Origin of the sequence: Enterococcus sp. DIV1937 (genome assembly GCF_050535975.1) — a bacterium.
GTDB lineage: Bacteria > Bacillota > Bacilli > Lactobacillales > Enterococcaceae > Enterococcus > Enterococcus faecalis.
In genome coordinates, this window is the sequence record NZ_CP172909.1 from 1,769,410 (window position 1) to 1,795,239 (window position 25,830).

At 35.8% G+C, this 25,830-nt stretch carries 31 protein-coding genes and 1 other RNA gene; 9 read left to right on the top strand and 23 right to left on the bottom strand.

The features are described 5' to 3' along the window. Position 1: 1 nt before the first annotated feature. Entirely contained in the window at positions 2-796 is a 795-nt protein-coding gene (locus tag IGL13_RS08510) for an ABC transporter permease (protein WP_002356900.1), read from the bottom strand. A 247-nt stretch (positions 797-1,043) separates the two neighbouring features. Between IGL13_RS08510 and IGL13_RS08515 the strand changes: the two genes are divergently transcribed. Continuing rightward, entirely contained in the window at positions 1,044-1,385 is a 342-nt protein-coding gene (locus IGL13_RS08515) for an EamA family transporter (protein ID WP_002356899.1), read from the top strand. 46 nt (positions 1,386-1,431) lie between these two features. Here the strand turns inward: IGL13_RS08515 and IGL13_RS08520 are convergent, their stop codons facing one another. The 13 genes from IGL13_RS08520 to map all read right to left on the bottom strand — a co-directional run bounded on the left by IGL13_RS08520 (position 1,432) and on the right by map (position 12,561). Beyond that, the gene (locus IGL13_RS08520) at positions 1,432-2,469 is read right to left on the bottom strand and encodes an acyltransferase family protein (protein ID WP_002378514.1); all 1,038 of its coding nucleotides are present in this window, start codon (positions 2,467-2,469) and stop codon (positions 1,432-1,434) included. Beyond that, positions 2,462-2,827 (bottom strand): DUF2304 domain-containing protein, encoded by a 366-nt coding sequence (locus tag IGL13_RS08525; RefSeq protein WP_002359899.1) that lies wholly within the window; start codon positions 2,825-2,827, stop codon positions 2,462-2,464. The genes IGL13_RS08520 and IGL13_RS08525 overlap by 8 nt, the downstream gene beginning before the upstream one ends. Continuing rightward, a complete protein-coding gene (locus IGL13_RS08530; RefSeq protein WP_002366952.1) occupies positions 2,827-3,552 on the bottom strand; it encodes a glycosyltransferase family 2 protein in 726 nt (241 codons plus the stop codon). Before IGL13_RS08530 ends, IGL13_RS08525 begins: the two co-directional genes overlap by 1 nt. A 58-nt stretch (positions 3,553-3,610) precedes the next feature. After that, on the bottom strand, positions 3,611-4,453 hold the full coding sequence (gene rfbD / locus IGL13_RS08535; protein ID WP_002356895.1) for a dTDP-4-dehydrorhamnose reductase: 843 nt from the start codon (positions 4,451-4,453) through the stop codon (positions 3,611-3,613). Positions 4,454-4,545: 92 nt separating this feature from the next. Further along, positions 4,546-5,574: a dTDP-glucose 4,6-dehydratase gene (gene rfbB / locus IGL13_RS08540; RefSeq protein WP_002378515.1), complete on the bottom strand. Its 1,029-nt coding sequence runs from the start codon at positions 5,572-5,574 to the stop codon at positions 4,546-4,548. 24 nt (positions 5,575-5,598) lie between these two features. Continuing rightward, positions 5,599-6,171: a dTDP-4-dehydrorhamnose 3,5-epimerase gene (gene rfbC / locus IGL13_RS08545; RefSeq protein WP_002356893.1), complete on the bottom strand. Its 573-nt coding sequence runs from the start codon at positions 6,169-6,171 to the stop codon at positions 5,599-5,601. A 12-nt stretch (positions 6,172-6,183) separates the two neighbouring features. Then, positions 6,184-7,050 (bottom strand): glucose-1-phosphate thymidylyltransferase RfbA, encoded by an 867-nt coding sequence (rfbA, locus tag IGL13_RS08550; RefSeq protein ID WP_002364387.1) that lies wholly within the window; start codon positions 7,048-7,050, stop codon positions 6,184-6,186. A gap of 121 nt (positions 7,051-7,171) precedes the next feature. Beyond that, positions 7,172-7,885, bottom strand: coding sequence for a glycosyltransferase family 2 protein (locus IGL13_RS08555; protein WP_002362119.1), 714 nt, complete (start codon positions 7,883-7,885; stop codon positions 7,172-7,174). 3 nt (positions 7,886-7,888) lie between these two features. After that, the gene (locus IGL13_RS08560) at positions 7,889-8,716 is read right to left on the bottom strand and encodes a glycosyltransferase (protein WP_002369091.1); all 828 of its coding nucleotides are present in this window, start codon (positions 8,714-8,716) and stop codon (positions 7,889-7,891) included. Next, the gene (locus IGL13_RS08565; protein ID WP_002359892.1) at positions 8,716-9,504 is read right to left on the bottom strand and encodes a glycosyltransferase family 2 protein; all 789 of its coding nucleotides are present in this window, start codon (positions 9,502-9,504) and stop codon (positions 8,716-8,718) included. The genes IGL13_RS08560 and IGL13_RS08565 overlap by 1 nt, the downstream gene beginning before the upstream one ends. A gap of 121 nt (positions 9,505-9,625) precedes the next feature. Further along, a complete protein-coding gene (locus IGL13_RS08570) occupies positions 9,626-10,762 on the bottom strand; it encodes an MraY family glycosyltransferase (protein ID WP_002366956.1) in 1,137 nt (378 codons plus the stop codon). A gap of 110 nt (positions 10,763-10,872) precedes the next feature. Then, positions 10,873-11,781: a YihY/virulence factor BrkB family protein gene (locus tag IGL13_RS08575; protein ID WP_002383768.1), complete on the bottom strand. Its 909-nt coding sequence runs from the start codon at positions 11,779-11,781 to the stop codon at positions 10,873-10,875. 15 nt (positions 11,782-11,796) lie between these two features. Beyond that, positions 11,797-12,561 carry a type I methionyl aminopeptidase gene (gene map, locus IGL13_RS08580; protein ID WP_002356886.1) on the bottom strand — a complete coding sequence of 255 codons (765 nt, stop codon included), beginning with the start codon at positions 12,559-12,561 and terminating at the stop codon, positions 11,797-11,799. 174 nt (positions 12,562-12,735) lie between these two features. Between map and IGL13_RS08585 the strand changes: the two genes are divergently transcribed. Further along, complete coding sequence (locus IGL13_RS08585; RefSeq protein WP_002356885.1) at positions 12,736-13,179, top strand: flavodoxin; 444 nt, start codon at positions 12,736-12,738, stop codon at positions 13,177-13,179. 74 nt (positions 13,180-13,253) lie between these two features. Here IGL13_RS08585 and IGL13_RS08590 read toward each other — a convergent pair whose 3' ends face one another. Together IGL13_RS08590 and IGL13_RS08595 are read right to left on the bottom strand one after the other, a co-directional pair. Continuing rightward, positions 13,254-13,727 carry a TspO/MBR family protein gene (locus IGL13_RS08590; RefSeq protein ID WP_002356884.1) on the bottom strand — a complete coding sequence of 158 codons (474 nt, stop codon included), beginning with the start codon at positions 13,725-13,727 and terminating at the stop codon, positions 13,254-13,256. 157 nt (positions 13,728-13,884) lie between these two features. Next, the gene (locus tag IGL13_RS08595) at positions 13,885-14,457 is read right to left on the bottom strand and encodes a TetR/AcrR family transcriptional regulator (protein WP_002356883.1); all 573 of its coding nucleotides are present in this window, start codon (positions 14,455-14,457) and stop codon (positions 13,885-13,887) included. A 250-nt stretch (positions 14,458-14,707) separates the two neighbouring features. On the opposite strand from IGL13_RS08595, the gene IGL13_RS08600 reads away from it, so the two are divergent. Both IGL13_RS08600 and IGL13_RS08605 read left to right on the top strand, forming a co-directional pair. After that, positions 14,708-15,946 carry an aminopeptidase gene (locus tag IGL13_RS08600; RefSeq protein ID WP_002356882.1) on the top strand — a complete coding sequence of 413 codons (1,239 nt, stop codon included), beginning with the start codon at positions 14,708-14,710 and terminating at the stop codon, positions 15,944-15,946. A 257-nt stretch (positions 15,947-16,203) separates the two neighbouring features. Next, positions 16,204-16,584 (top strand): PH domain-containing protein, encoded by a 381-nt coding sequence (locus IGL13_RS08605; RefSeq protein ID WP_194180179.1) that lies wholly within the window; start codon positions 16,204-16,206, stop codon positions 16,582-16,584. A 91-nt stretch (positions 16,585-16,675) separates the two neighbouring features. Here IGL13_RS08605 and ffs read toward each other — a convergent pair. Further along, an RNA gene (gene ffs, locus IGL13_RS08610) (signal recognition particle sRNA small type) lies at positions 16,676-16,762 on the bottom strand. 39 nt (positions 16,763-16,801) lie between these two features. Next, positions 16,802-17,323: a tRNA adenosine(34) deaminase TadA gene (gene tadA / locus IGL13_RS08615; RefSeq protein ID WP_002362126.1), complete on the bottom strand. Its 522-nt coding sequence runs from the start codon at positions 17,321-17,323 to the stop codon at positions 16,802-16,804. 77 nt (positions 17,324-17,400) lie between these two features. Between tadA and IGL13_RS08620 the strand changes: the two genes are divergently transcribed. Beyond that, complete coding sequence (locus tag IGL13_RS08620; RefSeq protein ID WP_002383772.1) at positions 17,401-18,252, top strand: PucR family transcriptional regulator; 852 nt, start codon at positions 17,401-17,403, stop codon at positions 18,250-18,252. Positions 18,253-18,308: 56 nt separating this feature from the next. Continuing rightward, a complete protein-coding gene (locus tag IGL13_RS08625) occupies positions 18,309-19,154 on the top strand; it encodes a PhzF family phenazine biosynthesis protein (RefSeq protein ID WP_002370385.1) in 846 nt (281 codons plus the stop codon). A gap of 27 nt (positions 19,155-19,181) precedes the next feature. Here the strand turns inward: IGL13_RS08625 and IGL13_RS08630 are convergent, their stop codons facing one another. Further along, complete coding sequence (locus IGL13_RS08630; protein ID WP_002356871.1) at positions 19,182-19,520, bottom strand: hypothetical protein; 339 nt, start codon at positions 19,518-19,520, stop codon at positions 19,182-19,184. An 83-nt stretch (positions 19,521-19,603) separates the two neighbouring features. After that, complete coding sequence (locus IGL13_RS08635; protein WP_002384290.1) at positions 19,604-20,308, bottom strand: zinc metallopeptidase; 705 nt, start codon at positions 20,306-20,308, stop codon at positions 19,604-19,606. Between the two features lie 198 nt (positions 20,309-20,506). Here IGL13_RS08635 and IGL13_RS08640 point away from each other — a divergent pair, with 198 nt between their 5' ends. Next, a complete protein-coding gene (locus tag IGL13_RS08640; protein WP_002387247.1) occupies positions 20,507-20,860 on the top strand; it encodes a YxeA family protein in 354 nt (117 codons plus the stop codon). A gap of 37 nt (positions 20,861-20,897) precedes the next feature. Here the strand turns inward: IGL13_RS08640 and IGL13_RS08645 are convergent, their stop codons facing one another. Together IGL13_RS08645 and treP are read right to left on the bottom strand one after the other, a co-directional pair. Next, the gene (locus IGL13_RS08645) at positions 20,898-21,902 is read right to left on the bottom strand and encodes a nucleoid-associated protein (RefSeq protein WP_002356866.1); all 1,005 of its coding nucleotides are present in this window, start codon (positions 21,900-21,902) and stop codon (positions 20,898-20,900) included. 127 nt (positions 21,903-22,029) lie between these two features. Further along, complete coding sequence (gene treP, locus IGL13_RS08650; RefSeq protein WP_002383776.1) at positions 22,030-23,496, bottom strand: PTS system trehalose-specific EIIBC component; 1,467 nt, start codon at positions 23,494-23,496, stop codon at positions 22,030-22,032. 211 nt (positions 23,497-23,707) lie between these two features. Here treP and gloA2 point away from each other — a divergent pair, with 211 nt between their 5' ends. Beyond that, positions 23,708-24,088, top strand: a complete 381-nt coding sequence (gene gloA2, locus IGL13_RS08655) for an SMU1112c/YaeR family gloxylase I-like metalloprotein (RefSeq protein ID WP_002356864.1) — start codon at positions 23,708-23,710, stop codon at positions 24,086-24,088. Between the two features lie 21 nt (positions 24,089-24,109). Then, the gene (locus tag IGL13_RS08660; protein ID WP_002356863.1) at positions 24,110-24,592 is read left to right on the top strand and encodes an SRPBCC family protein; all 483 of its coding nucleotides are present in this window, start codon (positions 24,110-24,112) and stop codon (positions 24,590-24,592) included. Positions 24,593-24,635: 43 nt separating this feature from the next. Here IGL13_RS08660 and IGL13_RS08665 read toward each other — a convergent pair whose 3' ends face one another. Continuing rightward, positions 24,636-25,748: an FUSC family protein gene (locus tag IGL13_RS08665; protein WP_002364392.1), complete on the bottom strand. Its 1,113-nt coding sequence runs from the start codon at positions 25,746-25,748 to the stop codon at positions 24,636-24,638. Positions 25,749-25,830: the final 82 nt, after the last annotated feature.

A 25,830-nucleotide genomic window follows, 5' to 3' on the forward strand; every position in this document is an offset into this window, starting at 1 on the left:
CTTATAGTACATCTGAAAAATGTGGTTTTAAGCGTCTAAACACGGTTGAGCCAATTAATAGTAAAACAATAGTAACTCCCCAGAAATATAAGCTATATTGCCAATGTTCCCAGAACCATGCACCGCCTAAATAAGATTCGCGGTATCCTTGAACAATATAATATAATGGATTGATTTTTAAGATTGTCGCAATCATTCCAGTTGGTTGCCATAAAATTGGCAATGTCCACATAACTGTTTGCATAATGATATTGATAAATTGCATAATATCAGGTAAAAATGGTTGTGTTGAAGCAGTAATCCACGTAATTGCTGTTAAAAAGACTAATAAACAAGCTAAGTAGTAAATTAATTGCAAACTGTACAGACTTGGGTAATAACCGTTAGCTGTAGTAATTACAAAACCAATTAGAATGAAAAACAAGTGGGTGTACAAGTTCGATAAAATTTTAGATGTTGGTAAAATTTGTACATTAAACACGACTTTTTTAACTAAATAACTATATTCACGAAACACATTCGTGGCTGATAATAACGAATCTGAAAAGAAGAACCAAGGCACCATCCCTGTTACTAAATAGACAATGAACGGCATATTGTCGCCAGCTCTAGAACGAAGGCCTACAGAAAAGACAAACCAATACGTCAAAACAGTTACTAATGGCGTTAAAAACGCCCAGACAATTCCTAGTGCTGAACCAGCATACTTGGCCTTAAAATCATTAAATGAAAATTGTAATAACAATTTTTTGTTCTGAAAAATATTCTTGAAAATTGAAAATGTTTCTTTAAACATATACTTATTCCTTCCGTAATAAACTATTTTTATCTAAAATTTTTGGATACAAAAATGCCATTTTAAACAACATTTCTATTTTATCGATAAACGCCTAGCTTTTCAATAGTAGACCCCTTTTTATAAAGAAAAATTTAACTGATTTCGCTATATTAAAAAATCTTGTCCAATTTTTAGGAGATTATGCTACAATAATGGAGGTCTTGCATTTTTTTGCACGGAAACTATTTTTGAGAGAAGGGAAATTATGGTTCTTTTTATTATTTACGTATTTCTGTCTTCTGCTGGTCTGGTCTTATTTAAACTAGGTTCTAGCAGTTTGAACATCCAACTCCAACAAACAATCTTTTCAATGAATATCTCACTTATATCTTTATTAGGTTTATTTTGTTATTTAATTAGTTTTATTTTATGGATGTTAATTATTAGTCGTTCCGATGTTTCTTACATTGTTCCTTTAGGCGTTGCCTGTACAAACATCGCTATTTTAATTGCTTCAAATCTTATTCTAAAAGAGACAATCACAACGAATGCCCTTATTGGTGCTGTGGTTATTATTGTCGGCATTGTGATTATGAATCTTAAATAAAACAACAAAGACCTTAAACTCCAACTTAAGGTCTTTGTTGTTTTATTTAAGATAGATTTTTAAGCCAATAAAACTGTCTCAGTTCACTTAATTTAATGATAATATAACTAAAAACAATTAACAAAAAAACTTGTACAACATATGTTTTAAAGTTATCGTACGTTAACTTTTGAATCCCTAATTGACTAGCTGCATAAAATAGTAAATATTTTATCGGATTTTGCGCTAAATAAATAATAATACTAGATTTTCTTAAAAAGTCACTTCCAGGAATACGTATATTTTCTAAATTAAAACTTAAAATAACCACTAACACAGCAACTATTGGTAACGTAAAATAATTTTGTGCATCATAAAAAACACCTAATTGTTGCGCAAATTTCACTTCCTTTAGTCCTACATAAGAAAAAATAACAATACCTAAAACTAAGAATAAATTATTTAAAGGTTTTTCAAATACATAGTTTGCTAAAAAATAGCCTATAATCACATAACAAATCGTAGAAATCATCGAAAAAGATATAGAACCATAAAAAGGCACTTGTTTAATCCATTCAATGTCAAAGTACCACTTACCATAAGTAGAAGTAAATACTCCTATCAGAAAGCTAACAATTCCAATTGTTAATAATACTTTCTCACCAAAATAACTTCGGATGTAATAAATAATAAATACACTCATTACTAATGCGATTAAATACCAAGAAACACCTATTCTGGGGACATAGCCTAATAATATGCTCAGTATAAATGATATTTTTCCTCTTAAATCCATTTCCCCTTTAACAAAATTCATAATAGATACGATAAAGAAGGGAATGTAAAAGATCAACCACGAAAGATATACTTTTAAGATTCTTTTTATATAATTGAATAGTATTTTTTTATCTTTTTCTTTTTCTCTAAAAGAAATTTTTTTAAACAAAAAATATCCAGATACTATGAAAAAAAACGGAACAGAAAAGCGGGCTAATATTTTCAAATCACTACCCAAAATAGATTTAGAGGGAAAGGTATGAATTCCAACTACACTTAATGCAGCAATAAATTTGAAGGCATCCAATACATCATTGTTTTTAGTCATTTTTCCCCTCTCTATTCTCCCATTTTTCTTCAGATTTCATGATAGATAATTCTTGCAATAATGTTTTAATACGATTTTCGTGTTTTGAAATCAACACAGAATTTTTAATTTCCATGATTAAAAGGACAATCACCGCAGCTGATAATAAGAAGTTTGATGTTGTTTCAAACCCAAAGGCCATTGCTAACCATTCTGCCACATGCGGGAAAATAGCAAAAATAATTAAGACAATTGAGATTAATAACCAAATCAAAGCATTTTTTAGGAGAAAAATATTTTTATTAATTCCTCGAATAATGTATAAGAAAAAGCCAATTGCAAATAAAAATAAAGCTAGCCATAACACGGTTGGTAGCATTAATCTCCCTCCTTCATAAAGGCAGCAATCAGAATTGCTGAGCCGACTTCCAGCATATACTTCACAGAAGCCAAGGCACGAATCGAAGAAACACCACCAAGCCGTTCCATCATATTGACAGGTCTTTCAACAATCACAAAACGTTTTTTAATTAAGTGAACAATCGATTCTGGCTCAGGATAATTTGTCGGATAACGCTTTGCAAAAAAAGCAATCACTTTCCGATTTCCTGCTCGATACCCTGAAGTCACATCATAAATTGTTTTACCAGAAGCCATTCGAATGCAAAAAGATAACAAACGAATACCAAAACGGCGCATTTTCGTACTTTGAAAAGCCGCTTCGTTTCCAGGAATGAAACGAGAGCCAATCGAAAAATCACATTTACCCTCTGCTAATGGTTCCAGTAAAATAGGTAAACTATTGATATCATGTTGACCATCACCATCAAACTGAACCGCAACATCATACTCATTTTCTAAGGCATATTTATAGCCGGTCTGTACCGCCCCGCCAATACCTAAATTCAACACTAAATGAATGGCATTAATTTGGTTGGCTTCTAAAATTTGTTTGGTTCCATCTGTCGAGCCATCATTAATTACCACATAATCCAATTCATGTTGAAAATGCGTAACTTCCTGTTTAAATGTTTCAATGGAAGCAATCGTCCGCAAAATGTTTTCTTCCTCATTGTAAGCAGGAATGATTAAAAGTACCTTCATAAAGAGAAACACCTTTCCACTTTTTCTCTAACAAAACCCCTCACTTACACAAAACAATTTATTGTTGAACATTTTCTAACATTTGTGCTAAGGCTTCTTGCCAAGTAGGAATTTTAAAGCCTAACGCTTCTGTTTTACTTAAATCCATGACAGAATATTGTGGTCTTTGCGCCTTTTGTGGAAATTGAGTTGAATCCACTGGCAGTACTTCCACTTCAGTATCTTTTAAAATTTCTTTAGCAAACTGATACCAGCTACAGCTGTTTTCATTAGACAAATGATAAACACCAAATGGCGCTTTTTCTGCAATAACAAATGCCATAAATTCGGCTAACGTTCTTGTCCAAGTTGGGCGGCCAAACTGATCGTCCACTACCGTTAGTTGGTCTCTTGTTTCCGCTAATTTTTGCATGGTAAAGACAAAGTTATGACCGTATTGACCAAATACCCATGATGTTCGAATAATATAATAGTCGTCCAGGATTTCTTGTACCGCTTGTTCACCTAATAACTTCGTCCGACCATACTCATTTAAAGGATTCGGTTGATCATCAATCGCATAGACGCCTTCTTTTTTAGTTCCATCAAAAATATAATCTGTACTTACGTAAACAAGTGTCGCCCCCACTGCTTTAGCAGCTTCTGCAACATGACGTGTGCCGTCTACATTCACTTTTTCATCTAATTCCTTGCCTTCATCTTCTGCTTTATCAACAGCTGTATAAGCAGCACAATGATAAATGACGCTTGGTTGAATTTCTTTCACTTTTGCCAATGTACTATCCGCATCAGTAATATCTAATTCTGTGGAATCCGTTGAAACATACTCAATTCCTTGTTCATCTAATAGGTGACGTAATTCTGTGCCCAATTGGCCATTTCCACCAGTAATTAAAATCATTTTTTTCGCTCCTTCTTGAAAAAAAGGCAGGGCAAAGTAGCTTTTGTACTTTGCCATCGCCTTTCGACTGTTATCTCACATGTCAGAAAAAATTACTGACCATTTTGTGCATATTTTGCTTCCACAGCTTCTTTATCTGCACGCCACCAGTCTTCATTTTCTGTATACCACTTGATTGTTTCTGCCAAGCCTTCACGGAAATTCGTGAATTCTGGTTCCCAACCTAATTCTTCGCGTAATCTGGTTGAATCAATCGCATAACGTAAGTCATGTCCTGCACGATCGTTGACATGCTCATAGGCATCAATAGGTTGTCCCATTAATTCTAAAATTAATTCCATCACTGTTTTATTGTCTTCTTCACCATCGGCTCCAATTAAATATGTTTCGCCAATTTGCCCTTTTGTTAAAATTGCCCAAACAGCCGAAGAATGGTCGTTTGTATGAATCCAGTCACGAACATTTTTACCAGCACCATAAAGTTTTGGTGTAATGCCGCTTAAGACATTGGTAATTTGACGAGGAATAAATTTTTCAATATGTTGATATGGCCCATAGTTATTTGAACAATTTGAAATTGTTGCTTGTAAGTTGAAAGAACGAACCCACGCTTTGACTAACAAGTCAGATCCTGCTTTTGTTGAAGAATAAGGGCTTGAAGGATTGTAAGGCGTTTCGGCAGTGAATTTTTCCCCTTCGCCTTCTCCATGTCCTGGTAAATCTTCTCTTAAAGGTAAATCGCCATAAACTTCATCAGTCGATACATGGTGGTAACGAACATTGTTTTTACGGCAAGCTTCGATCAATGTGTACGTCCCAATCAGATTGGTTTGTACAAATGGGAATGGGTCGTTTAATGAGTTGTCGTTATGCGATTCAGCAGCATAGTGAACGACCGCATCTGTTTCAGCGACTAAACGATTAACTAATTCAGCATCAGCGATATCTCCTACGACTAATTCCACACGATCACTTGGTAGACCTTCAAGATTTTTTTCATTTCCTGCATACGTTAATTTATCTAATACAGTTACATGAACTTCTGGATGATTCTTTACAACATAATGAACAAAATTTGAGCCGATAAAACCAGCTCCACCTGTTACGATGATTTTTTTCATAATTGAAACTCTCCTACTTTTTTCTTAAATTTCGCCATAGATAAACGGATTTTCCGCTTCAAATTCTTTTAAGGTTGGATGTTTTTGATCCTTTTCTGACGTAATCGCTTTTTCTGGCGCAATTGGCCAATCAATAGCTAACGCTGGATCGTTAAAAGCAATACCGCCGTCTGCTGCCGCATTGTAGTAATTGTCACATTTGTACATAAAGTTCACGTTCGGTGTCAAAGTGACAAAACCATGAGCAAAACCTTTTGGTACTAAAAGCTGACGGTGATTATGTTCTGATAAAATATAGCCTTCCCATTGACCATAGGTTGGACTCCCTTTACGAATATCAACAATCACATCTAATACCGCACCTGTTACAACGCGAATTAGTTTTGTTTGCGCAGCTTCGCCTTTTTGAAAATGCAATCCACGCAAGACACCTGCTTCTGTTGATAATGAATGATTATCTTGGACAAAATCAAAGTCTAATCCATGTTCTGCAAATTTAGCTTTGGAATAACTTTCTGTAAAAAAGCCACGATGATCACCGAAAACATCCATTTCGATAATTTTGACATCTTGTAATTTTGTATCAATAACTTTCACGTTTCTTCGCTCCTATTCTGCTGCTAAACGTAGCAAGTATTGGCCGTAGCCATTTTTCTTCAATGGTTGTGCCAATTCTACCAATTGTTCTTTTGTAATATAGCCCATTCGATAAGCAATTTCTTCCAAACAAGCGACTTTTAAATTTTGACGTTTTTCAATTGTTTCAATAAATGTTGACGCTTCTAATAAGGATTCGTGTGTGCCTGTATCTAACCAAGCAAAGCCACGGCCCATTACCTCAACAGAAAGTTTATTTTTTTCAAGGTAGACTTTATTAACGTCTGTTATTTCTAATTCCCCACGTTCTGACGGTTTGATTCCTTTTGCAATTTCAACCACTTCATTGTCGTAAAAATACAAACCTGTCACTGCGTAATTTGACTTCGGTTGTGCTGGTTTTTCTTCAATAGAAAGCGCCCGCATCTCTTCATCAAATTCTACCACGCCGAAACGCTCTGGATCATTTACATGGTAACCAAAGACTGTTGCCCCTGACTCTTTAGAAGCCGCTCGTTGCAACATTTTTGATAAGCCGCCACCATAATAAATATTGTCCCCTAAAACTAAGCAGACACTGTCATCACCAATAAATTCTTCACCAATAATAAATGCTTGCGCCAAACCATCTGGGCTTTCTTGTACCGCGTATTCGATATGAATGCCTAAATCATGGCCATCGCCGAATAAGCTTTCAAAACGTGGTGTATCTTCTGGTGTAGAGATAATCAAAATTTCATTAATTCCCGCCAACATTAACGTTGACATTGGGTAATAAATCATTGGTTTGTCGTAAATTGGCATTAATTGTTTTGATGTTGCTTTTGTTAACGGATATAAGCGTGTCCCGCTTCCGCCTGCTAAAATAATTCCTTTCATGAACAATCTCCTTAAATACTTCTATTTTTAGTTTCTATAAAACCAAATATCCTTCCCTATTATCGCATTAAGCATAGGGTTTGTCATGTTTTTTACGTAAATTTTACAAATCTGTAAAAGTTTAGCGTTGTTCCTTTAAACGCTGATGTAAAGCTTTTAATAAATTCACACGCCAATTTAATTTTTGTTGGAAACTTGTTTTGGTAATAATAGGGCTGACATTCGCTCCATGTCTTCGGTAAAGCACTAATGGTTCTTTAATGAGACCCGTTTGCTTTTTCCGTGCAGCTAATAAGCCAATCCACATATCATGCATAGGAACTTCTGGCGGAATGGGTAAAATGACGTTTTTCATCTCTTGACGAAAGGCCATACCTGCCCCAATATAGCCACTTTTTATCGCATTTCGCCAAAACCCTGGTTTGACTTTTCGAAACTTAAAATAAGAGGGATTGGTAACTTGTAAATCCGCATCAACAATTTTCAAGTCACTAATAACCACTTGGATGTCAGGGTGCGTTTCAAAATATTCTGTCACTGTCGTTACTTTATTTGGCAACCAAACGTCATCTTGATCTGCTAAAAATATCACTTCGCCTTTCGTATGCGTAAGCGCAAATGCAAAATTAGCAATCACTCCTTGCCCTGGACCTTGTAACAATTGAATTTGGGGATAATTCGCTGCATACGTTCTCAAAATTTCCAACGTATGATCAGTAGAACCATCATCTGAAATAATTAGTTCATCTTCTTCACTGACTTGTAAAAGAATACTATCTAATTGTTCCGCGAGATATTTTTCTCCATTATATGTCGCAATACAAACTGAGATCATAGATTATCCTTTCATTAACTTGAGAAATTCTGCCAATGTTTGCCGCCAAATTTGGCGATTTTTGACAGTTAAAAATTGCTTACTACTGCGTAAAAATAAATGGCGTCGATGATGGGAAAACTTTTCTTGATCATATCGACGATAAAATAACGTTTCTGCTTCAATAATAGAGCGATAACGTTGAGGACTCATTGTACGATAATCTAAAACAGACAATTCTTGTTTTAGGTGGATTGGTAAGACTTCAATCTTTTTATTGGCTTGATTCAATTGATAAAAGAACCAATGATCTAAATAGTCCAAAGGAAATTCTTCCGAAAATCCTTCCAACCAGCGCAGTGTTTCTGCCGTAATGACTGTACCAGAATTGATAGCCATCAACGGTTGGTTGGCTATCCCTGCTGTTGGCTTTGCTCCTTTAAGTCCAACATATTGATCACTATATACTGGCGAAATTTGTTGTCCATTTGCTTCTACAATTGGAACATAGACTGCCACAGTCGGATCTAACGGCATGATGATCAACGTATCAAAATAAGAGGCTGGCACTTCTGTGTCTTGGTCAAGGAGCAACAATAATTCACATTGATTCGCTTGACTAAAAGCAATCGCTTCATTATAAGCGGTCGCTAGTCCTGGATTATCAGGATTATGTCGATAAGTAACATTTTGTTGTAAAAATAATGCATCTTCTTGAGGAAGTGGGCTGTTGTCATAAATAAATAAGTGCAATTCGGGGTGATCTACCACTTCTTTTAATAACAAATAATTCGGCGTATCAGCCATTTTCATTTGATATAAGACGATGACTACCGCTAATCTTTGACTCATTAAAAGAACCTCCAGCCCCATTTGTTAAAAAATTTCCCCATTGATTGCATAAAGATTTTAAACAATTTACGACTTTTATGGGCGCCCTTTTCATACATGTGAACAACCGTTTCAAAAGGCGTATAGAGAATCCGATAGCCTGCTTTGCCAAAGCGTAAACATAAATCGTTGTCTTCAAAGTACATGAAAAAACGTTCATCGAACCCACCAATTTCAACGAATTTTTCACGATCAATCAACATAAAACAGCCTGAGCCCATTTTAATATCCGTTGTTTCTGTATCCGACAAATCGCGACATTCATAAATACTCAAACGTTTATCAAAAATTTTCTTTACAAATTGAAAGGGAATAAAACGTAACATATAATCGAAAACATCTAATTTTTGACGAACTAAATATTGCGTCGTGCCATCTTCATTTAGCACTTTAGGGCTAACGACTGCAATGTTCTTATCTATTTTGATACGGTCTAATAGACGATCAAGCACGTCTTTAGTAACCAACACATCGGGATTAAAAATAATTGCATACTTTGTCGAAGCATTGAATAACACTTGATTATGACCATGACCAAACCCTTGATTTTCTTCAGCGCGATGGATAGTAATAAATGGTTCATATGTTGTTAATTTTTCAAGATACGCTGTTTCAGAATGATTGTCATAGATATGAATATCATAGATACTATCAGTACCTAGTTCGGCTTTTAATTGGTCTAGTACATTAAAAATGTAACGACTATTATAAGTGACAATCGAGATTGTTACCATTTCTTGCATGCTCATTTCTCCTTACTACTGAAACATCGTCTTAAAAAAAAAGCATATGTTTCACACATATACTTTTTTAAGTTTAATGGAATTATATCATAGGTTTACGCTCTCGCAAAGCAACCTAAAGATTTCTTTACTTTCTCTTAGAATGCTTGCCAAGTCGCTTTTTCATTTGCTCCTGACGATATTCACGATTCCCTAAAATCCGTAACAAATACATCAACGGTTGATGTCCTTCGCCAACTAGACCGATTAGTTCAATGAATAGTTCTAAGCCAATTAAACAAAAGACAATTAATAAAATTGATGCTACTGTACTTGAATAGCTGAACAATAAAGAGACAAAGGAAAAAACTAACGCTAATGCATAAATAGTCATGACCGCCCCTTTATGGGTAAAACCTAAAGATAACAAGCGGTGATGCAAATGCATTTTATCTGCTGAGGAAATGGGCTTCTTGTTCAATAGCCGTCGAATAATTGCATAAACCGTATCCGTAATTGGCACACCTAAAATCACCATTGGCGTAATTACCGTGATAAACGTAGCATTTTTTAAGCCCTGTAACGACATTACTGCAATCATAAACCCGAGGAATAACGCCCCGGTATCTCCTAGAAATATTTTAGCCGGATAAAAATTGTATGGGAAAAATCCCGCAATGCTCGCAACTAAAATAAAAATAACAATTGGGATATAGACCGTTTTAGCATGTAGGAAAAAATACCCTGTAATACCAATCGTGGTTAATCCAATAATGGATACGCCTGATGCTAAACCATCCAAACCATCAATTAAATTTACTGCATTCGTAATCGCTAAAATCCACAATAAAGTTAGTGGTAAACTAAACCAGCGCAAATCAATCATTCCAACAACTGGCAACGTCACAAAATCTATCCGAATTCCAGCAACAAAATAAATAACTAATGCTGCTAACAAAATACCGATTGTTTTTTTCATTGGAGTAATTTCTTTAATATCATCAATGAGGCCTGTCAAAACAACCATTCCACCAGCCAAAATAATCGGCCAAATATAATCTTGTGGGATAATCGAACGAAAAATCAATAAACATGAACTAGCAAAAGCAATGTAGATTGCAAGTCCTCCTGCTGTAGGCATATTTTTGGTATTGATTCGTCGCTCTCCTGGTGCATCATAGGCGCCAATCCGAAACGCTAGAAGCTTAACAAGTGGTGTTAATAGCAAAGATAAGATAAATGTCATAAATAAACGTATCAAAACTTCATAAATAAATAGTGACATAGTCGAACCCACTTTCTTCTCGTTCAGGGTATATTATACCGTAAACTGAAGCATTTACAAGCTGAAACATGTGTTCTGGCAACGGTTTAGACTTTTTTAAAGAAATCCATTTATTTTTTCTTTTTAAACCATCTAAACAAGCGTTGTTCAAAACTTGGTTGTTTTTTTTCTTTATCTCCAGATAAGTATTCATCGACGACAGCGTTGACAATTGCTCCTAAAATAATAATCGTGGCAGCAAAATTCAACCATAACATCAAGATGATAAAACTCCCAATGATTTGATAACTTGCGATTCTAGAACTAAAATATTTTACGTACAAACCAAAAATTTGTGATAATAGCATCCAACCGACTGTCGAAAAAATAGCCCCTGGCAAAATAGAACGTAACGATAATTTCCGATTAGGAACGACCGCATAAATCAAACACATAATCACTAATAAAACAACGGTCGTTAACGGCCATTTTAACGCTTGGAAAGTATCGATCACAGACGTTGAGTAATGGAAAATTGGTTGCAGTAATTCAATAATGTACTGACCCAGACCTAAAATTACTACTACACCAACAATCGCTACCATAAATAACAAAATAACTAAAAATGAGACCACTCTTACGAGAATAAAATTTTTCCTTTGTTCGACACCAAAAGCTTTATTCATCGCGTTTTGTAGTGCATTAATACTTTGACTGGCACTCCAAAATGCTGCTAAAGCGGAAACAGAAAGCAACCCGCCTGAACGTTGAGTCAGTAGTGAACGAATCGCTGGTTCTAAGTTCTTATAAACATCTTTCGGAATCGCCTCTGCAATATAAGGCAACACAGAATTAGGGTCGATTCTTAAATAAGGTAAGACATTACCTACCGCAATCAGTAATGGAAACAGCGAGAGTAATAAATAATAGGCAACAACCACTGAGCTGTTGCCTATTTCGGCTGTGACCATGTGACTTTGCGTTGTCTCAATAAAACGCATCAAAGATTGATTCTTTTTGATGTTGTCGAGAAACTTCATCACACACTCTCCTTATTAATAAGTCAATTCTTCGCCTTGTGACGTTAAGATTCTTGGACCTTCTTTCGTAATCGCTAATGAATGTTCATATTGACAACTTAGACCGCCATCTTCAGTATAAGCAGTCCAACCATTTGGGTCCATTTTCATGCGCCAAGTTCCTGTGTTAACCATCGGCTCAATGGTAATAACCATTCCCTCTTTTAAACGTAGTCCTTTACCTGCTTCACCATAGTGAGGGATCATTGGACTTTCATGGATAGTCGGGCCAATGCCATGACCTACAAAGTCGCGAACTACCCCGTAGCCTTCTCCTTCTACATACGTTTGAATTGCATGACCAATGTCGCCAATTCTATTTCCTACTTGTGCTTGTTCAATCCCAAGATATAGCGCTTTTTTGGTTACTTCCATCAAGCGATCAATTTCAGGTGTTGATTCACCCACGACATAAGACCAGCATGAATCAGAGATTGCGCCCTTTAAGTCGACACACATATCTACTTTGATTAGGTCGCCATCTTTTAATACTTTTTTACGAGGAAATCCGTGGCAAATTTCGTCGTTGATACTACAACAGGTAGCATATTTGTAACCTTCATAGCCAATTTGAGCCGCCACGCCACCATGACTTTCAATAAAGTCTCTCACAAATACTTCAATATCCCAGCTTGTAATGCCAGGTTTAATAAACGTCCGTAAATGACGGTGAACATCCGCTAATAATTCCCCTGATTCATCCATCATTTCAATTTCTCGTGGTGATTTTAATGTAATCATACTATCTCTCCTAAACTTGTTTCATTCAAATTATTTTATCACATTTTTTGCAAAAAAGATTGTTCAAACACCAATTTTCAAAAAGTCCCTTAATAAAAGCACTCGCTAGTCTTTTATAAGAAATGCGCATCTGCTATAATAAGTGACAGAATTGTATGAGGGGGAAGAAAGTTTATGACGTTAGCTAAAATTGTGTATGCAAGCATGACTGGGAATACAGAAGAAATTGCCGACATTGTTGCAGAAGCATTTGAAGATTTAGAATTAGAGGTCGAAATTGATGAGTGTACGCAAGTCGATGCCGCTGATTTTGAAGAGGCCGATATCTGTGTAGTAGCTACATATACGTATGGCGATGGCGATTTACCTGATGAAATTGTCGACTTTTATGAAGACTTACAAGAGATTGATTTATCAGGAAAAATCTTCGGCGTTTGTGGTTCAGGAGACACGTTTTATGATGATTTTTGTAAATCGGTGGACGACTTCGAAGCAGTCTTTACTCAAATTGGGGCAAAAAAAGGCGCCGACAGCGTTAAAGTTGATTTAGCCGCTGAAGAAGACGACATCCAACGTTTAGAAGAATTTGCGAAAAAATTAGCAACTGCCGCAGAATAACTACGTTGAAATAAATAAAAAAAACACCAGAAAAAAATGGCTAGTTCCCATTTTTCTCTGGTGTTTTGATATTCCTAATTTAAAAATAAAATACTGTAATTTAATGCTGCCGCAAAAGTAACCCAAAGAATATAAGGAATCATCAACCAGCCACGCGTTATTAATTTATAACGCAAGTAGTCCCACTGTTGAACTATTAATAATAGCCATAACAATGAGATATCAATCACAGATAATAAATTATTTTGTAAAGAAAAAAAGAAAAATGTCCAGAAAAAGTTCGCAATAAATTGTAAAATAAATAGCGTAATCATCCGTTTTTTCTGTTGTTTATTTGGATGAACTAAGATGAAATAAAAAGTAATGCCCATAAAAATATACAACACCAACCACACTGGTCCAAATAACCAGCCTGGCGGAGCAAAACTTGGTAATCTCAACGCTTGATAATATTCTCTCGCATTTACTGAAAATAAGCCCGACAAGAGCCCTAGTCCGGTAATTCCTACAATACTTAGCCATAAACGCTTATCTTTCACTCGGTTCATGTTTTTTGCCCCTTTCTATTTCTCTTCTTTACTGTAGCATGGTTGCGAATAATCTACCATTAATACACTTAACAAAAAAAGACCGTTCTTTTAAGAAACAGTCTTTTGCTGTAACCTCACAGAAGTTATCAGCATGAGGTTACACTTTTTTTAATTTTTATAGGTCAATATCAATTGGTTCATCTCGTTCAAGAATTGCTTCAATACTATCTTTCATTAAATGAATGATTTGTTCTTCTGAAGGATGGATAATTCCAGAAGTCATCAATGCAGCCACACCAGTAGCGACCACCCATGTTCCCATGTGTAAAGAGTCAATTTGAACATCGTTTAAATTAGCATACTCAGGATCAGCTTTTACCGCTTCAGTAAAATAGTGATAAGAGAATTCTTGCATTTTTTTGCCGCCACCATATTCTTCTAAATAAAGCGCACGGTATAACTTACTTTCACTTGTCGCAAAATGAATATAGTTTAAAGCCAAATCAACAATTGTATTCCCAGTATGTTTTACTGGAAAGACTTCTTTCGCTAAGTATTTATGAATTTTTTGGAATAAAGCATCGCGTAAATCATCCATGTTTTTAAATTCCAAATAAATCGGTTGGGTGGAACATTTCATTTTATTAGCAATATTACGTGCAGTGAACTTCGAAAATCCTTCAGTGGCGACTACTTCATAGGCAGCTGTTAAAATCTGCTCTTTCGTAATGGTTTTTTTTCTTGCCATAATTCCCTATCCCCTTTATTCATTCATATACAACGCTTCCAAATAAATGCTTATGGTTATTGTAACACGATTTTTCTATTATGCAAAATTAGAACAACTCTTTGTACAAAAGTTCACTGAGCGGGAGCACGACAACTTTTACCCCAACTTAAAATAACAGTTGATAAAGGCTTTATTTCGTTGAGTTCCCTGCTCTTCCGTGTTATGATATGAGCAGTCATTACCCATGAAAATGAAGGAGGAATCACGAATGACCTTAGAGAATTTTAATGAAAATCTAAAGAAATATGCACGTTTAATTGCTGAAACGGGTGTCAATGTTCAGGACAATCATACGGTTGTTTTACAAATCAGTGTTGATCAAGCGCCCCTTGCCCGCTTAATTACGGAAGAAGCTTATCGCTTAGGTGCGGCCGAAGTAATTGTTCAATGGAGCGACGAAACCATTCAACGTGAATTTTTAGCTCATGCTGCAACTGATCGTATTGAAAATGTTCCTCAATATAAAATTGATCAAACCGATGATTGGATTGCCAAAGGCGCAAGCCGAATTAGCGTGGTTTCTTCTAATCCTGATGCATTAGCTGGCGTGGATGCACAACGTGTAGCAGCTTTCCAAGCGGCTAATGGGAAAGCATTGGTCAACCTACGAAAAGCAACGCAAGCCAACAAAGTAAGTTGGACTGTTGTAGCTGCTGCTAGTGAAGGCTGGGCAGCTAAAGTCTTTCCAGAATTAGCAACAAGTGAAGAACAAGTTGATGCACTTTGGAATGAAATTTTCAAAACAACACGAATTTATGAAGAAAACCCAGTCATTGCTTGGAATATCCATGATAAAAAATTACAAGAAAAAGCGGCTGAATTAAACGAACAACAATTTACTGCTTTACACTACACAGCTCCTGGGACAGATTTAACGATTGGTTTGCCTAAAAACCATTTATGGGAAGGCGCTGGTAGTTATAACGCTCGTGGGGAAGAATTCATGGCTAATATGCCAACAGAAGAAGTTTTCACCGCCCCAGATAGTCGCCGCGTTGATGGTTATGTTTCTAGTACAAAACCACTAAGTTATGCTGGCACAATCATTTCGGGAATGAAATTTACATTTAAAGATGGAAAAGTTGTTGACTTCTCAGCTGAACAAGGCGAAGAAGCATTGAAAAATCTCTTAGCTATTGATGAAGGTGCCAAACACTTAGGAGAAGTTGCTTTAGTACCAGACCCTTCACCAATTTCACAATCCGGTTTGATTTTTTATAATACATTGTTTGATGAAAATGCCTCTAATCATTTAGCCTTTGGTTCAGCCTATGCCTTCAACTTACAAGGCGGCACGGAGATGAGCGAAGAAGAATTAGCTGAAGCTGGTTTAAATCGTAGCCAAACACATGTGGACTTTATGGTAGGATCTGACAAAATGAATATTGACGGCATTAAGGAAGACGGGACGATTGTTCCAGTTTTTAGAAATGGCGATTGGGCATAGTCTACCAAATGTTGAAACCAAAGTTTTTAGCTCCAAGAAATAAGAAGAAACTGCTTTTATTCAGTAGGTTCTTTTAAAATTTAGAAAGTGAGGCCTAAGTTGCAGCGATTTAGGCCTCACTTTCTTATGCTAAAAAATCAATTGCATTCGAAGGACCTTTAACGTTATAATTAAATTGAAAGCGGATTCTTTTACACGATATAAGTTTACTTTTAAATAAAAGAATTTTTTCAAAAAAGTAGAATTGGAGAATTAACATGGGATTATTTGATGGATTATTAGGGAATGCAACACAAAATAACAATGAAACAGCTGAAAAAGAATTACGGGATGTTTTAACCCCTAACGAAAAAGTAGATATGGCCTTCACTTTAGTAAGAGATTTAATTGTCTTTACAGATAAACGCTTAATTTTAGTCGATAAACAAGGAATTACAGGTAAAAAAGTTGATTATAAATCGATTCCCTACAAATCTATTTCACGCTTTTCTGTTGAAACTAGTGGACATTTCGACCTAGATGCAGAACTAAAGATATGGATTTCAAGTGCTGAGTTACCTTCAGTAAGTCTTCAATTTAGAAAAGATAAAGATATTGTTGCTATTCAACAAGCCTTAGCAGCTGCTGTGTTATCTTGAATCCACAAAAAAAGACAGGGAAGCGACCAACTTTCCTGTCTTTTTAATTTTAGATAAAATAAAAAAGGCTTCTCAGCCTTGATACGTTCCTTATTCAATCAGACACATGGCGGCACTTGCTTAGTGCTGCTTCCTTCCGGATCTGACACAATTCACTAGCCCGCCATTGTCCTAGCCTTTCGGCAAAACCTAGTATAACGTATTTTTATTCTTTTGACTAGTCTTTCTTTTGATTTTTTAAAAGTTTCTCTTCTTTTTTCTTTGCCCGTAACTTTTTAAAGAACTGAACTAGCAATAAGCGACACTCTTCTTCTAAAACGCCTGCTTCGACATAGGCCACATGATTGAAGCGTTCATCTTCTAATAAATTCATCAATGTGCCAGCAGTGCCTGCTTTAGGATCGGTTGCGCCATAATAAACTTCTGGAATTCGTGCTAAAAGCATCGCCCCACTACACATTGGACAAGGCTCTAAAGTTACAAATAATTGGGTTTCTTCTAGACGCCAATTTTCTATCCCGCGACACGCTTCTTGGATTGCATACATTTCTGCATGCGCCGTTGCTTCTTGCCGTGCTTCTCTCAGATTATGCCCGCGGCCAATAATTTCCCCTTGCCGAACAATTACAGCTCCAATAGGCACCTCAGCCAAACCTTCTGCTTTTTTCGCTTCTGCAATGGCTTCTCGCATAAAAAATTCTTTTTCTTCTTGTGTTAACGTTGTTTCTTTTTTTCCCAATTAATTTCCACCTTTCGGCTTTTTCCCACTAAACTTCTGTCTTGCTTCATGGTACAATAAATCAGTGAGGTGTGTCTATGATTATTGAAAATTTATCTCAGCTTTATCCCAAAGGCTATTTATCAAAAACAATTGGTTCCGAAGCCACCTATTCAATTCCTGTTGACGACCAATTTTTCATTGTGAATAAAGCTTTCTTAAGTATTAAAGAACAGCATTTGTTGGAAGCGCTTTTCCCGATTTCTGAAAACCCAACAATTACTGGTAACCATCCTTGGTTCAGTTACTTATTTCAACAGGCAAAATTACCTGCCGAAGGGACCTTTCGTATGTTGCAAATTCAAACGAATGTCACAAAAGAATTACAAGCTGAATGGCAATTTAATTTAACAAAGATGTTTCCAGATACAGTTGATTGTTTCAGTCCAAGTAATAATATGTATATTTTAGTTGAAGAACAGTCAAAAAATACCTTTCAACAAGAAGAAATTCAAGGGATCTTTTTAACATTAGATACAGACTTTGATTGCACTAGTGCTGTATTTGTTGGCAATTTTTATTCCTCTGAAGACATTCTCCGGCGTTGTTTCCATGAAGAACAACGTATTTTTTCAGAAGAACTTAATTCCTCTAGTCGGACGACTGTTTTTAGTTTAACTGATGTTGCCCTCCACTATTTTACCAAGGAAGCCATGAGCCAAAATGTACTTGTTGAGTATTATCGTCGTTTATTAAATAAAGACACCGATATTCAGCCAATCATCAGCGCTTTATGGAAAAATCAAGGCAATATCAGCTCCACTGCAAAAGATTTATTTATGCATCGAAATACTTTACACTATCGGTTGGAAAAGTTTTTTGAACAAACTGGCTTATCTTTAAAAAAAATGGATGATTTAATCTTTTGTTATTTGTTATTAAGAAAGTAGTACGTCCATTTTTTACTCGTATGTTTTTTATTCCCAATTAGAAAGTAGGCGTTCCAATGAAAATTACCGCATATGTCGCTAGTGCATTTAGTAAAAACCACGAAGGTGGCAACAAAGCAGGCGTTGTTTTTATGACACAGCCCTTAACGAGAACCCAAAAAATGGCCATCGCCAAAGAACTAGGATTTGCAGAAACTGCTTTTATTTCAGACTCAAAGATTGCTGATTTCCGCCTTGAATATTTTACACCAAAAGAAGAAGTCGACTTATGTGGCCACGCGACAATTGGCGCTTTCACCATCATGAAGCACTTAAATAAATTATTGCAAACAGCATATACAATCGAAACGAACAGCGGTTTGCTCGCAATCACGGCGAACGGTGAACAACTATTTATGGAACAAACTGTCCCAACTTTTTATGATACGCTCACTTTAGAAGAATTGAGCGGCTGCTTTGATTTAAACGCAGTGGCAACTGCTTTTCCTATCCAGATTGTGTCAACGGGCCTAAAAGATATTTTGGTTCCCATTAAAAATGCGCAATTATTACAGGATTTACAACCAAACTTTGAAAAAATTAAGTTACTTAGTCAAAAGTATGGAGTTATTGGGATGCATCTTTTTGCTTTGTCTGAAGAAAATATCATTTGTAGGAATTTTGCACCCCTTTATGACATCGATGAAGAAGCCGCTACTGGTACATCAAATGGTGCGTTAGCTTGTTATCTGTACCATCACCAAATTTTACAAAAAACCAATTACACCTTTGCCCAAGGTTATACCTTAAACGCTCCTTCAGAAGTCTTAGTGCGTTTGAACACTACACCTCAAAAGACAATTGATCAAGTTCTAGTTGGTGGCAGAGGCTATTATGTTGAAACAAAAGAATTATTTTTATAAAAAAAAAGATGGCCTAGGCCATCTTTTTTACTTCATTGCATCTTCAATAAATGTGAAAAAGCGTTCTTTTAAAGAATCTGTATTGTCTTTAACTTTTTCGCCATATTCAGCTAATTTTGAACCGCCATCTTTCACACGATCAACAACATTTAAAACAGAATCTAATTCATCATCGGATAAATCATCGACAATCGATAATAATTTTTGGTTTCCATCAAATTTATCGTCTACAAACTTTTTAACTTTATAACGATTGGAAACATGAGATACCTTCTTAATAATTTTTTCAGAAGCGATGACTGCAACAGAGACACTTGCAACTGCAGCAATGCTTAAACCGATACCAATTTTTGTTGATGCTTTCATTTCCTTCAGCTCCTCTGTTATTTTCTACTTTAATCATAACATATTATTACTTTTATGCGTAATAGAAAGACCTTTACTAGCACTTAGTCTCGTCGGTTATTGCCACCAAATAAAATAACCAAACGTAAAAGTTGTAAAAAGGTCGAAAGCGCCGCTGCTACGTAGGTAAGTGCAGCTGCAAAAAGAACTTTTCTGGCCATTGGGACTTCTTCTTCTGTTAATAACCCACCTTCAGAAAGAATACTTAACGCACGTCTAGACGCATTAAACTCCACCGGTAAAGTCACCAATTGAAAAATCAAGGCTAATGAAAAAGCCAAAATTCCAATGTTGATTAATGTTTGATTCCAACTAAATAAAACACCAATCAAAATTAGTGGAAAGGAAATGGTTGAACCGATGTTGGCAACTGGAACAATAGCTGCACGAAGACGTAAAGGCACATAGTTCGTATGATCTTGTACCGCATGTCCGCATTCATGAGCCGCCACGCCAATAGCCGCGACCGATGTCGATTGAGCAGTGGCTTCGGATAAGCTCAACATTTTGTTTCCAGAATTATAATTGTCGGTTAAATCACCAGCGATTTGCTGAACTCCAACATCATTAATTTGTTCTTTTTGTAAAATATATTGTGCTGCCTGCGTGCCTGTAACATGTTTACTGCTTCGTACTTGATCATATTTACGAAAGGTACTGTTAACATATGCGGAGGCCGCACCAGAAATCGCAATTCCGATAATTACCAATATATAGGTTGGATCGATTCCAAAATAAAAGGGCATCATTGTCCTCTACCTCCATCTTTTTTTCTTTATTGTAGCATGATAGTGAAAAAAAGGGAGCGACAAACGTTGTCTTTTGTTTAAAAAAATGATGAATTTTTCAAGAAAGTGCCGAAACTAACAAAATTGTCACTCAATTAACGGAAAAAAATATGGCAAATTTCCTAAAAAAAAGGCATACTATTCCTTGAGGTGAGGAAAATGAAAACATTACTAAAAATATTAATTCCCATAGTCATTTTAGCCGGTGGTAGCTGGGGCGTTTATAATTACTATTACGGTGGAGAAGCCTATTATACACAAATCACAACATCTGGTGAAAAGAAAGATGAAAAAACAAATTCTGGTGAAGCAATGACCATTTATTACTATCAACAACCTGCGTTTAATAAAAACGGTGAAGAAAAAACCGTGGAATTAAACGAATCCCGTGATCAACCTTTGCGTATGAAAGCCTATCTAAAATTGAAAGTTAATCCCCGTAAAGGCGTGATCAGCTGGAATGAAGTGACAGAAAAAGAAGTCCCTGAAAAAGCTTTAGAAAAATTAAAATAAAGAAAAAACCGTTGGCAAGCGACCAACGGTTTTTTCTTTATAATTGATTACTAATTTTTTCGATATTTTTTAGCATAATGGACACTGTGCCATCTGGATTATTAACAAATTCAATTAAATCGCCATTGCGGTAAACATCTAACGGAACAATTAATTCAATACCGTTATCCATTTTTAACTTCTGTTTGCCAAATTTCTTTTCAGAAATTTCGCGAGATTCTCTGACTGGCGGTGTTTTGTCGACAAACTTCGACTCATTCACTTCTTCTTGGTAAGCTAATTTAGCTGATACATTTTCTTTAAATACTTGCTCAGCAATCTGCTCATTGTCAATCGTTCCCGTTTCCTCAATGCTATCATATACCGCTTCTTTTACAGAAGCCATTAGTTCAAACTCATCTTCGTTAAATTTCTTTCCAATGCGTTTGACTGCTTTTTTAATTTCTTTGATATTTTCTTCCATGGAAGGTGCCGCTTGCGTCTCAATCACTTTTTCAGAGAAATACCAGATTTTTTCTCCTGAAAATTCATATCTTTTCTCTAGTAATTCAAACGCTAATGTATCTAAGTCAACTGTAATTCCTTCATCTGGTTTTTGTGATTTTGAAGACAAAATTGCTCGATTGATAATCAGTTTGTTATAAACGGATTCTTCTTCATAGTCGACGTAATGCGTGTAACTTTCTTTATAGTTTAATTTAATCATTGCGACATGTAACACCGTATCTAATTCATATAAAATGAACAAAATATCAGCACTAGGCGCATCTTCGCTTCCTGAATAAACATCATACCAATGTTGGGTAACTTCTTGGCTTTTCTTTACAAAATCACTAGGAATCCCACGTAACGTGTCAACAAAGGAACTATTTTCCGCCAATGTTCCAGTCTTTGTTTGTGCAGTCGAAAGTTTTGAAATTTTTGCAGTTAAATACGTTCGAATATACTCAGTCGTTAAATCTAGTTCCTTTTCAGAAAAAACCGGCGTCCCAGTTTCTCGATCAATAATGTGTAAAATTGCTTTTTTTAAATAAATATCCATTTTTACGCTCTCCTTTTCTCAACCTTTTTAGTCTAACTGAAAGAGAGAAAAAAGCCAATAGTTTCTATAAAAAGAAGAAGAATTCGTAGACAAATGTCTACGAATTCTTCTTAACTTCAAAAAGCGATTACCCTTCTTCGCTGTATAACATCCCTGTTGCTTCATCAACTGGATCGACTTTATTAAAGATGCCTTTCTTTCTGAAAATATAAGTTAAGCCCATTGGTACGATAATGGCAATCACCATTGCGCCTAAAAACGGCAAGTAATATTGTGGCACAATAGATAAAATTCCTGGCAAGCCACCGACGCCGATACTTGTCGCACGAACGCCCATTAAAGTGGCAAACATTCCGGCCATTGCTGAACCAATCATGCCCGCAACAAATGGATAAACATATTTTAAGTTGATCCCAAACATCGCTGGTTCAGTCACACCTAGGTAACAAGAAATCATTGCTGGAATCGAAACTTGTTCTTCTTTTTTGTTTCCACGATGCATAAAGATAACCGCTAAAACTGCTGAACCTTGTGCAATATTTGATAAAGCAATCATTGGCCATAAGTTGGTTGACTGAAAGTCAGCAATCAACTGTAAATCAATAGCATTACTCATATGATGCAACCCAGTGATAACTAATGGTGCGTACATAAAGCCAAAGACGGCGCCAAATAACCAATTAAATGTTGACGTTAATCCTGCATTCACAATATCAGAAACCCAACTACCAATCGTCCAACCGATTGGTCCTAAAATGACATGTGCAGCCAATACTGTCGGTACTAAAGCAAACAATGGGACAAAAATCATTGAAATTGCTTGAGGAATCACTTTTCTAAAGAAAATTTCAAGATAGGCAAGCAAGAAGCCGGCTAACATAGCTGGGATAACTTGCGCTTGATAACCAATCATGTTAACTTGAGCAAACCCAAAATCCCAGAAAGGAATTTCTGCTGCTTTAGTCGTCGCAACTGAATAAGCATTCAGAAGTTGTGGTGAGACTAATGTAATCCCTAGGACAATCCCCAAGATTTGTGTGGTTCCCATTTTCTTCGTAATACTCCACGTAATCCCAACTGGCAAGAAGTGGAAAATTGCTTCGCCGATTAACCATAAGAATGAATTGACTCCATTCCAAAATTGAGAAACTTCCACGATTGTTTGACCATCAAGAAAGCCAAATGGAACCCCTTCCAAAATATTGCGGAACCCTAAAATCAATCCCCCGATAACAAGTGCAGGAATCAATGGTGTAAAAATCTCAGCTAAAACAGAAACAACTCGTTGAACAGGACTCAAATTACTTTTGGCAGCTGCTTTCCCTTCTTCTTTTGAAACCCCTTCTAAACCGGAAATTGCAGAAAAATCATTATAAAATTGTGGGACTTCATTCCCAATAATTACTTGAAACTGTCCAGCATTTGTAAAGGTTCCTTTTACAGAAGGAATATCTTCAATCACAGGTACATCCGCTTTTTTTGGATCTTTTAATACAAAACGCATTCGAGTTGCACAATGAGAAACAGCTGAAATATTTTCTTTGCCTCCTACTGCTTTCAACAACTGTTGTGCATCGCTTTGAAACTTACCCATTTTACATTCTCCTCTCAAACTTGTATATACAATTAAGTTGTATATACATCATACTCGATTATTCTTTTTTTGGCAAGCGCTTTCTTTCAAAAAAATAATTTTATTTTTTTGCAAATCCCTTGTCTTTTCTTAAAGAGTCAAACAGAACGCTTTTTTAGCTGCTTCTTTATTGCTATACTACAGAGGGAAAAAACGAAAAGGAGTATGAAAAATGTTTTTTAAAGAAATTCATCATGTGGCAATCAATGCCTCAAATTATCAAGCAACTAAAAATTTTTATGTCGAAAAGTTGGGCTTTGAAGTTCTTCGCGAAAATCATCGTCCCGAAAAAAACGATATTAAATTAGATTTAAAATTAGGCAGCCAAGAATTGGAAATTTTTATTTCTGATCAATTTCCCGCTCGCCCCTCTTATCCTGAAGCTTTAGGATTACGTCATTTAGCTTTTAAAGTTGAACATATTGAAGAAGTGATTGCTTTTTTAAATGAGCAAGGAATTGAAACAGAACCGCTACGAGTAGATGATTTTACGGGTGAAAAAATGACCTTCTTTTTTGATCCAGATGGACTACCTTTAGAACTTCATGAATAATAAATAAAGGAGAGAAACAAAATGAAAGATACCTTTCGCTTAGAAAACCAGACGATTTATTTTGGTACAGAACGGGCAATTTCAGCCAGCCCTCAAACGATTTGGCGCTACCTGACTGAGACAGACAAGCTAAAACAATGGTTTCCAGAATTAGAAATTGGTGAATTAGGTGTTAACGGGTTTTGGCGGTTTATTCTGCCCGATTTTGAAGAAACAATGCCTTTCACTGATTATGCAGAGGAAAAATATCTGGGCGTGACTTGGGATACTGGTATTATCTATTTTGACTTAAAAGAACAAGCACCTCATCAGACCCTGTTAGTCTTTTCAGAATCTCTCCCAGAAAATTTTACAACACCTCGCCATAAAGATATCGCTGGTTGGTCAATTGTTCTCAATCGCTTGAAGCAAGTAGTTGAAACTCCTGATGCAGCACCAGAAAAAATAGATTTTCCGCAAATAGAAAATCATTACTTGGAAAAATTAACGAATTTAGAAAATTAAAAAGTGTGGCACAACGGGTAAATCACCCTCTGTGCCACACTTTTTAAAAACGTAAAATACGCTGATAAACAAATAAACCTAAATCAATTAAGCAAACAACAAAAATTGCCAATAATACAAAAGAGACCCGCAACTCTGCGGCGTACATCCCTCGTAAACTAATTGTTGCCAAACATAACCCAAAAATCGTTGCCATTGTCACTTGTAACACGGTTCCTGGTTTTAGGGCATAAACAAAAATGCCAATCAAACTAGAAACAATGAGGTGTGTCAGTGGCAATTGAAGCCAATTGACAACAAACAGACTAAGGAAACATCCTAAAAGAGTCCCCCAAAAACGTGTCTTAATACGCGTGTTCATTTCTGCTTTCACTGGATGCAAGAGTAGAAAAACATTCATCGGAATCCAAATTATTTTAATGCCTCCTACACTCCACATTAAAATAAAACTCAGCGTAATGGTGAAACTCATACGAATAGCTAAACGAAATCGTTGCACTCTTTCGTCAGGACTTTCTAAAAATTGTTTGAAACTTGTAATCCCAAAAAAAGTCTGTTGTAAGTCGTGCCAGAAATTAATAACCGTCAATTTTTGTTGCTTCATATTTAATTGAATGCTTTTAAAAAAGCGAACATGGCCTCTACTCTTTAAGCTGGTAAGCTGACTTAATCCCGTTTGCCACCAAGCGTTTAGTGTTAAAGCCAATAAAAAAAGACCAATTAAAAAGGCCACAACTTGAGATTGCATCAAAAATGTATTTCCTTTAACCTGGATTAACTGACAAAACGTAAACATCATCAAATAACTATGGTACCGCATCGGTGTCGCAGATGAATAAAATAAATAAACAATTAAAAATGTCACACTACTATTTAAAATAATAGACCAGCTAAAGGAACTACTAGCTATAAATGCTAAAAAACTGATCACAAATTGCCTGATACTCATTTTGAGCAGCGCTACAAACGAATAATCTTTTTTATAGTTAATTTTAAACATAATAGTAAATACAGGCACCATAATTAAATAGCTTGGGGAAAATAAAAAATCCAATGTATAAAAACTAACCAAAAAAAAGGCGATGACTGGGAAAATGGCCCAAACATACGCAAAAAATTGCTGACTTTTTGTACTAAAAAAATAAATAACAATCACTCCAATATCGATTCCTTATCCATTGTAACATGCTTGTCAATTCCCTCTTCAAATTGAATATACCAATTCGTTAAAAATAAAT

Coding starts and splice junctions, on each gene's coding strand:
- IGL13_RS08575 (WP_002383768.1), bottom strand. CDS start 11,781: ATGAAGTTTCTCGACAACATCAAAAAGAATCAATCTTTGATGCGTTTT.
- IGL13_RS08560 (WP_002369091.1), bottom strand. CDS start 8,716: ATGAGTCAAAGATTAGCGGTAGTCATCGTCTTATATCAAATGAAAATG.
- IGL13_RS08625 (WP_002370385.1), top strand. CDS start 18,309: ATGAAAATTACCGCATATGTCGCTAGTGCATTTAGTAAAAACCACGAA.
- IGL13_RS08600 (WP_002356882.1), top strand. CDS start 14,708: ATGACCTTAGAGAATTTTAATGAAAATCTAAAGAAATATGCACGTTTA.
- rfbB (WP_002378515.1), bottom strand. CDS start 5,574: ATGAAAAAAATCATCGTAACAGGTGGAGCTGGTTTTATCGGCTCAAAT.
- IGL13_RS08530 (WP_002366952.1), bottom strand. CDS start 3,552: ATGAAGGTACTTTTAATCATTCCTGCTTACAATGAGGAAGAAAACATT.
- IGL13_RS08660 (WP_002356863.1), top strand. CDS start 24,110: ATGAAAGATACCTTTCGCTTAGAAAACCAGACGATTTATTTTGGTACA.
- IGL13_RS08595 (WP_002356883.1), bottom strand. CDS start 14,457: ATGGCAAGAAAAAAAACCATTACGAAAGAGCAGATTTTAACAGCTGCC.
- IGL13_RS08570 (WP_002366956.1), bottom strand. CDS start 10,762: ATGTCACTATTTATTTATGAAGTTTTGATACGTTTATTTATGACATTT.
- IGL13_RS08585 (WP_002356885.1), top strand. CDS start 12,736: ATGACGTTAGCTAAAATTGTGTATGCAAGCATGACTGGGAATACAGAA.
- IGL13_RS08590 (WP_002356884.1), bottom strand. CDS start 13,727: ATGAACCGAGTGAAAGATAAGCGTTTATGGCTAAGTATTGTAGGAATT.
- IGL13_RS08630 (WP_002356871.1), bottom strand. CDS start 19,520: ATGAAAGCATCAACAAAAATTGGTATCGGTTTAAGCATTGCTGCAGTT.
- IGL13_RS08645 (WP_002356866.1), bottom strand. CDS start 21,902: ATGGATATTTATTTAAAAAAAGCAATTTTACACATTATTGATCGAGAA.
- rfbA (WP_002364387.1), bottom strand. CDS start 7,050: ATGAAAGGAATTATTTTAGCAGGCGGAAGCGGGACACGCTTATATCCG.
- map (WP_002356886.1), bottom strand. CDS start 12,561: ATGATTACATTAAAATCACCACGAGAAATTGAAATGATGGATGAATCA.
- IGL13_RS08605 (WP_194180179.1), top strand. CDS start 16,204: ATGGGATTATTTGATGGATTATTAGGGAATGCAACACAAAATAACAAT.
- IGL13_RS08510 (WP_002356900.1), bottom strand. CDS start 796: ATGTTTAAAGAAACATTTTCAATTTTCAAGAATATTTTTCAGAACAAA.
- rfbD (WP_002356895.1), bottom strand. CDS start 4,453: ATGATTTTAATTACTGGTGGAAATGGCCAATTGGGCACAGAATTACGT.
- IGL13_RS08640 (WP_002387247.1), top strand. CDS start 20,507: ATGAAAACATTACTAAAAATATTAATTCCCATAGTCATTTTAGCCGGT.
- IGL13_RS08555 (WP_002362119.1), bottom strand. CDS start 7,885: ATGATCTCAGTTTGTATTGCGACATATAATGGAGAAAAATATCTCGCG.
- IGL13_RS08565 (WP_002359892.1), bottom strand. CDS start 9,504: ATGAGCATGCAAGAAATGGTAACAATCTCGATTGTCACTTATAATAGT.
- IGL13_RS08515 (WP_002356899.1), top strand. CDS start 1,044: ATGGTTCTTTTTATTATTTACGTATTTCTGTCTTCTGCTGGTCTGGTC.
- gloA2 (WP_002356864.1), top strand. CDS start 23,708: ATGTTTTTTAAAGAAATTCATCATGTGGCAATCAATGCCTCAAATTAT.
- IGL13_RS08520 (WP_002378514.1), bottom strand. CDS start 2,469: ATGACTAAAAACAATGATGTATTGGATGCCTTCAAATTTATTGCTGCA.
- IGL13_RS08620 (WP_002383772.1), top strand. CDS start 17,401: ATGATTATTGAAAATTTATCTCAGCTTTATCCCAAAGGCTATTTATCA.
- IGL13_RS08635 (WP_002384290.1), bottom strand. CDS start 20,308: ATGATGCCCTTTTATTTTGGAATCGATCCAACCTATATATTGGTAATT.
- IGL13_RS08525 (WP_002359899.1), bottom strand. CDS start 2,827: ATGCTACCAACCGTGTTATGGCTAGCTTTATTTTTATTTGCAATTGGC.
- treP (WP_002383776.1), bottom strand. CDS start 23,496: ATGGGTAAGTTTCAAAGCGATGCACAACAGTTGTTGAAAGCAGTAGGA.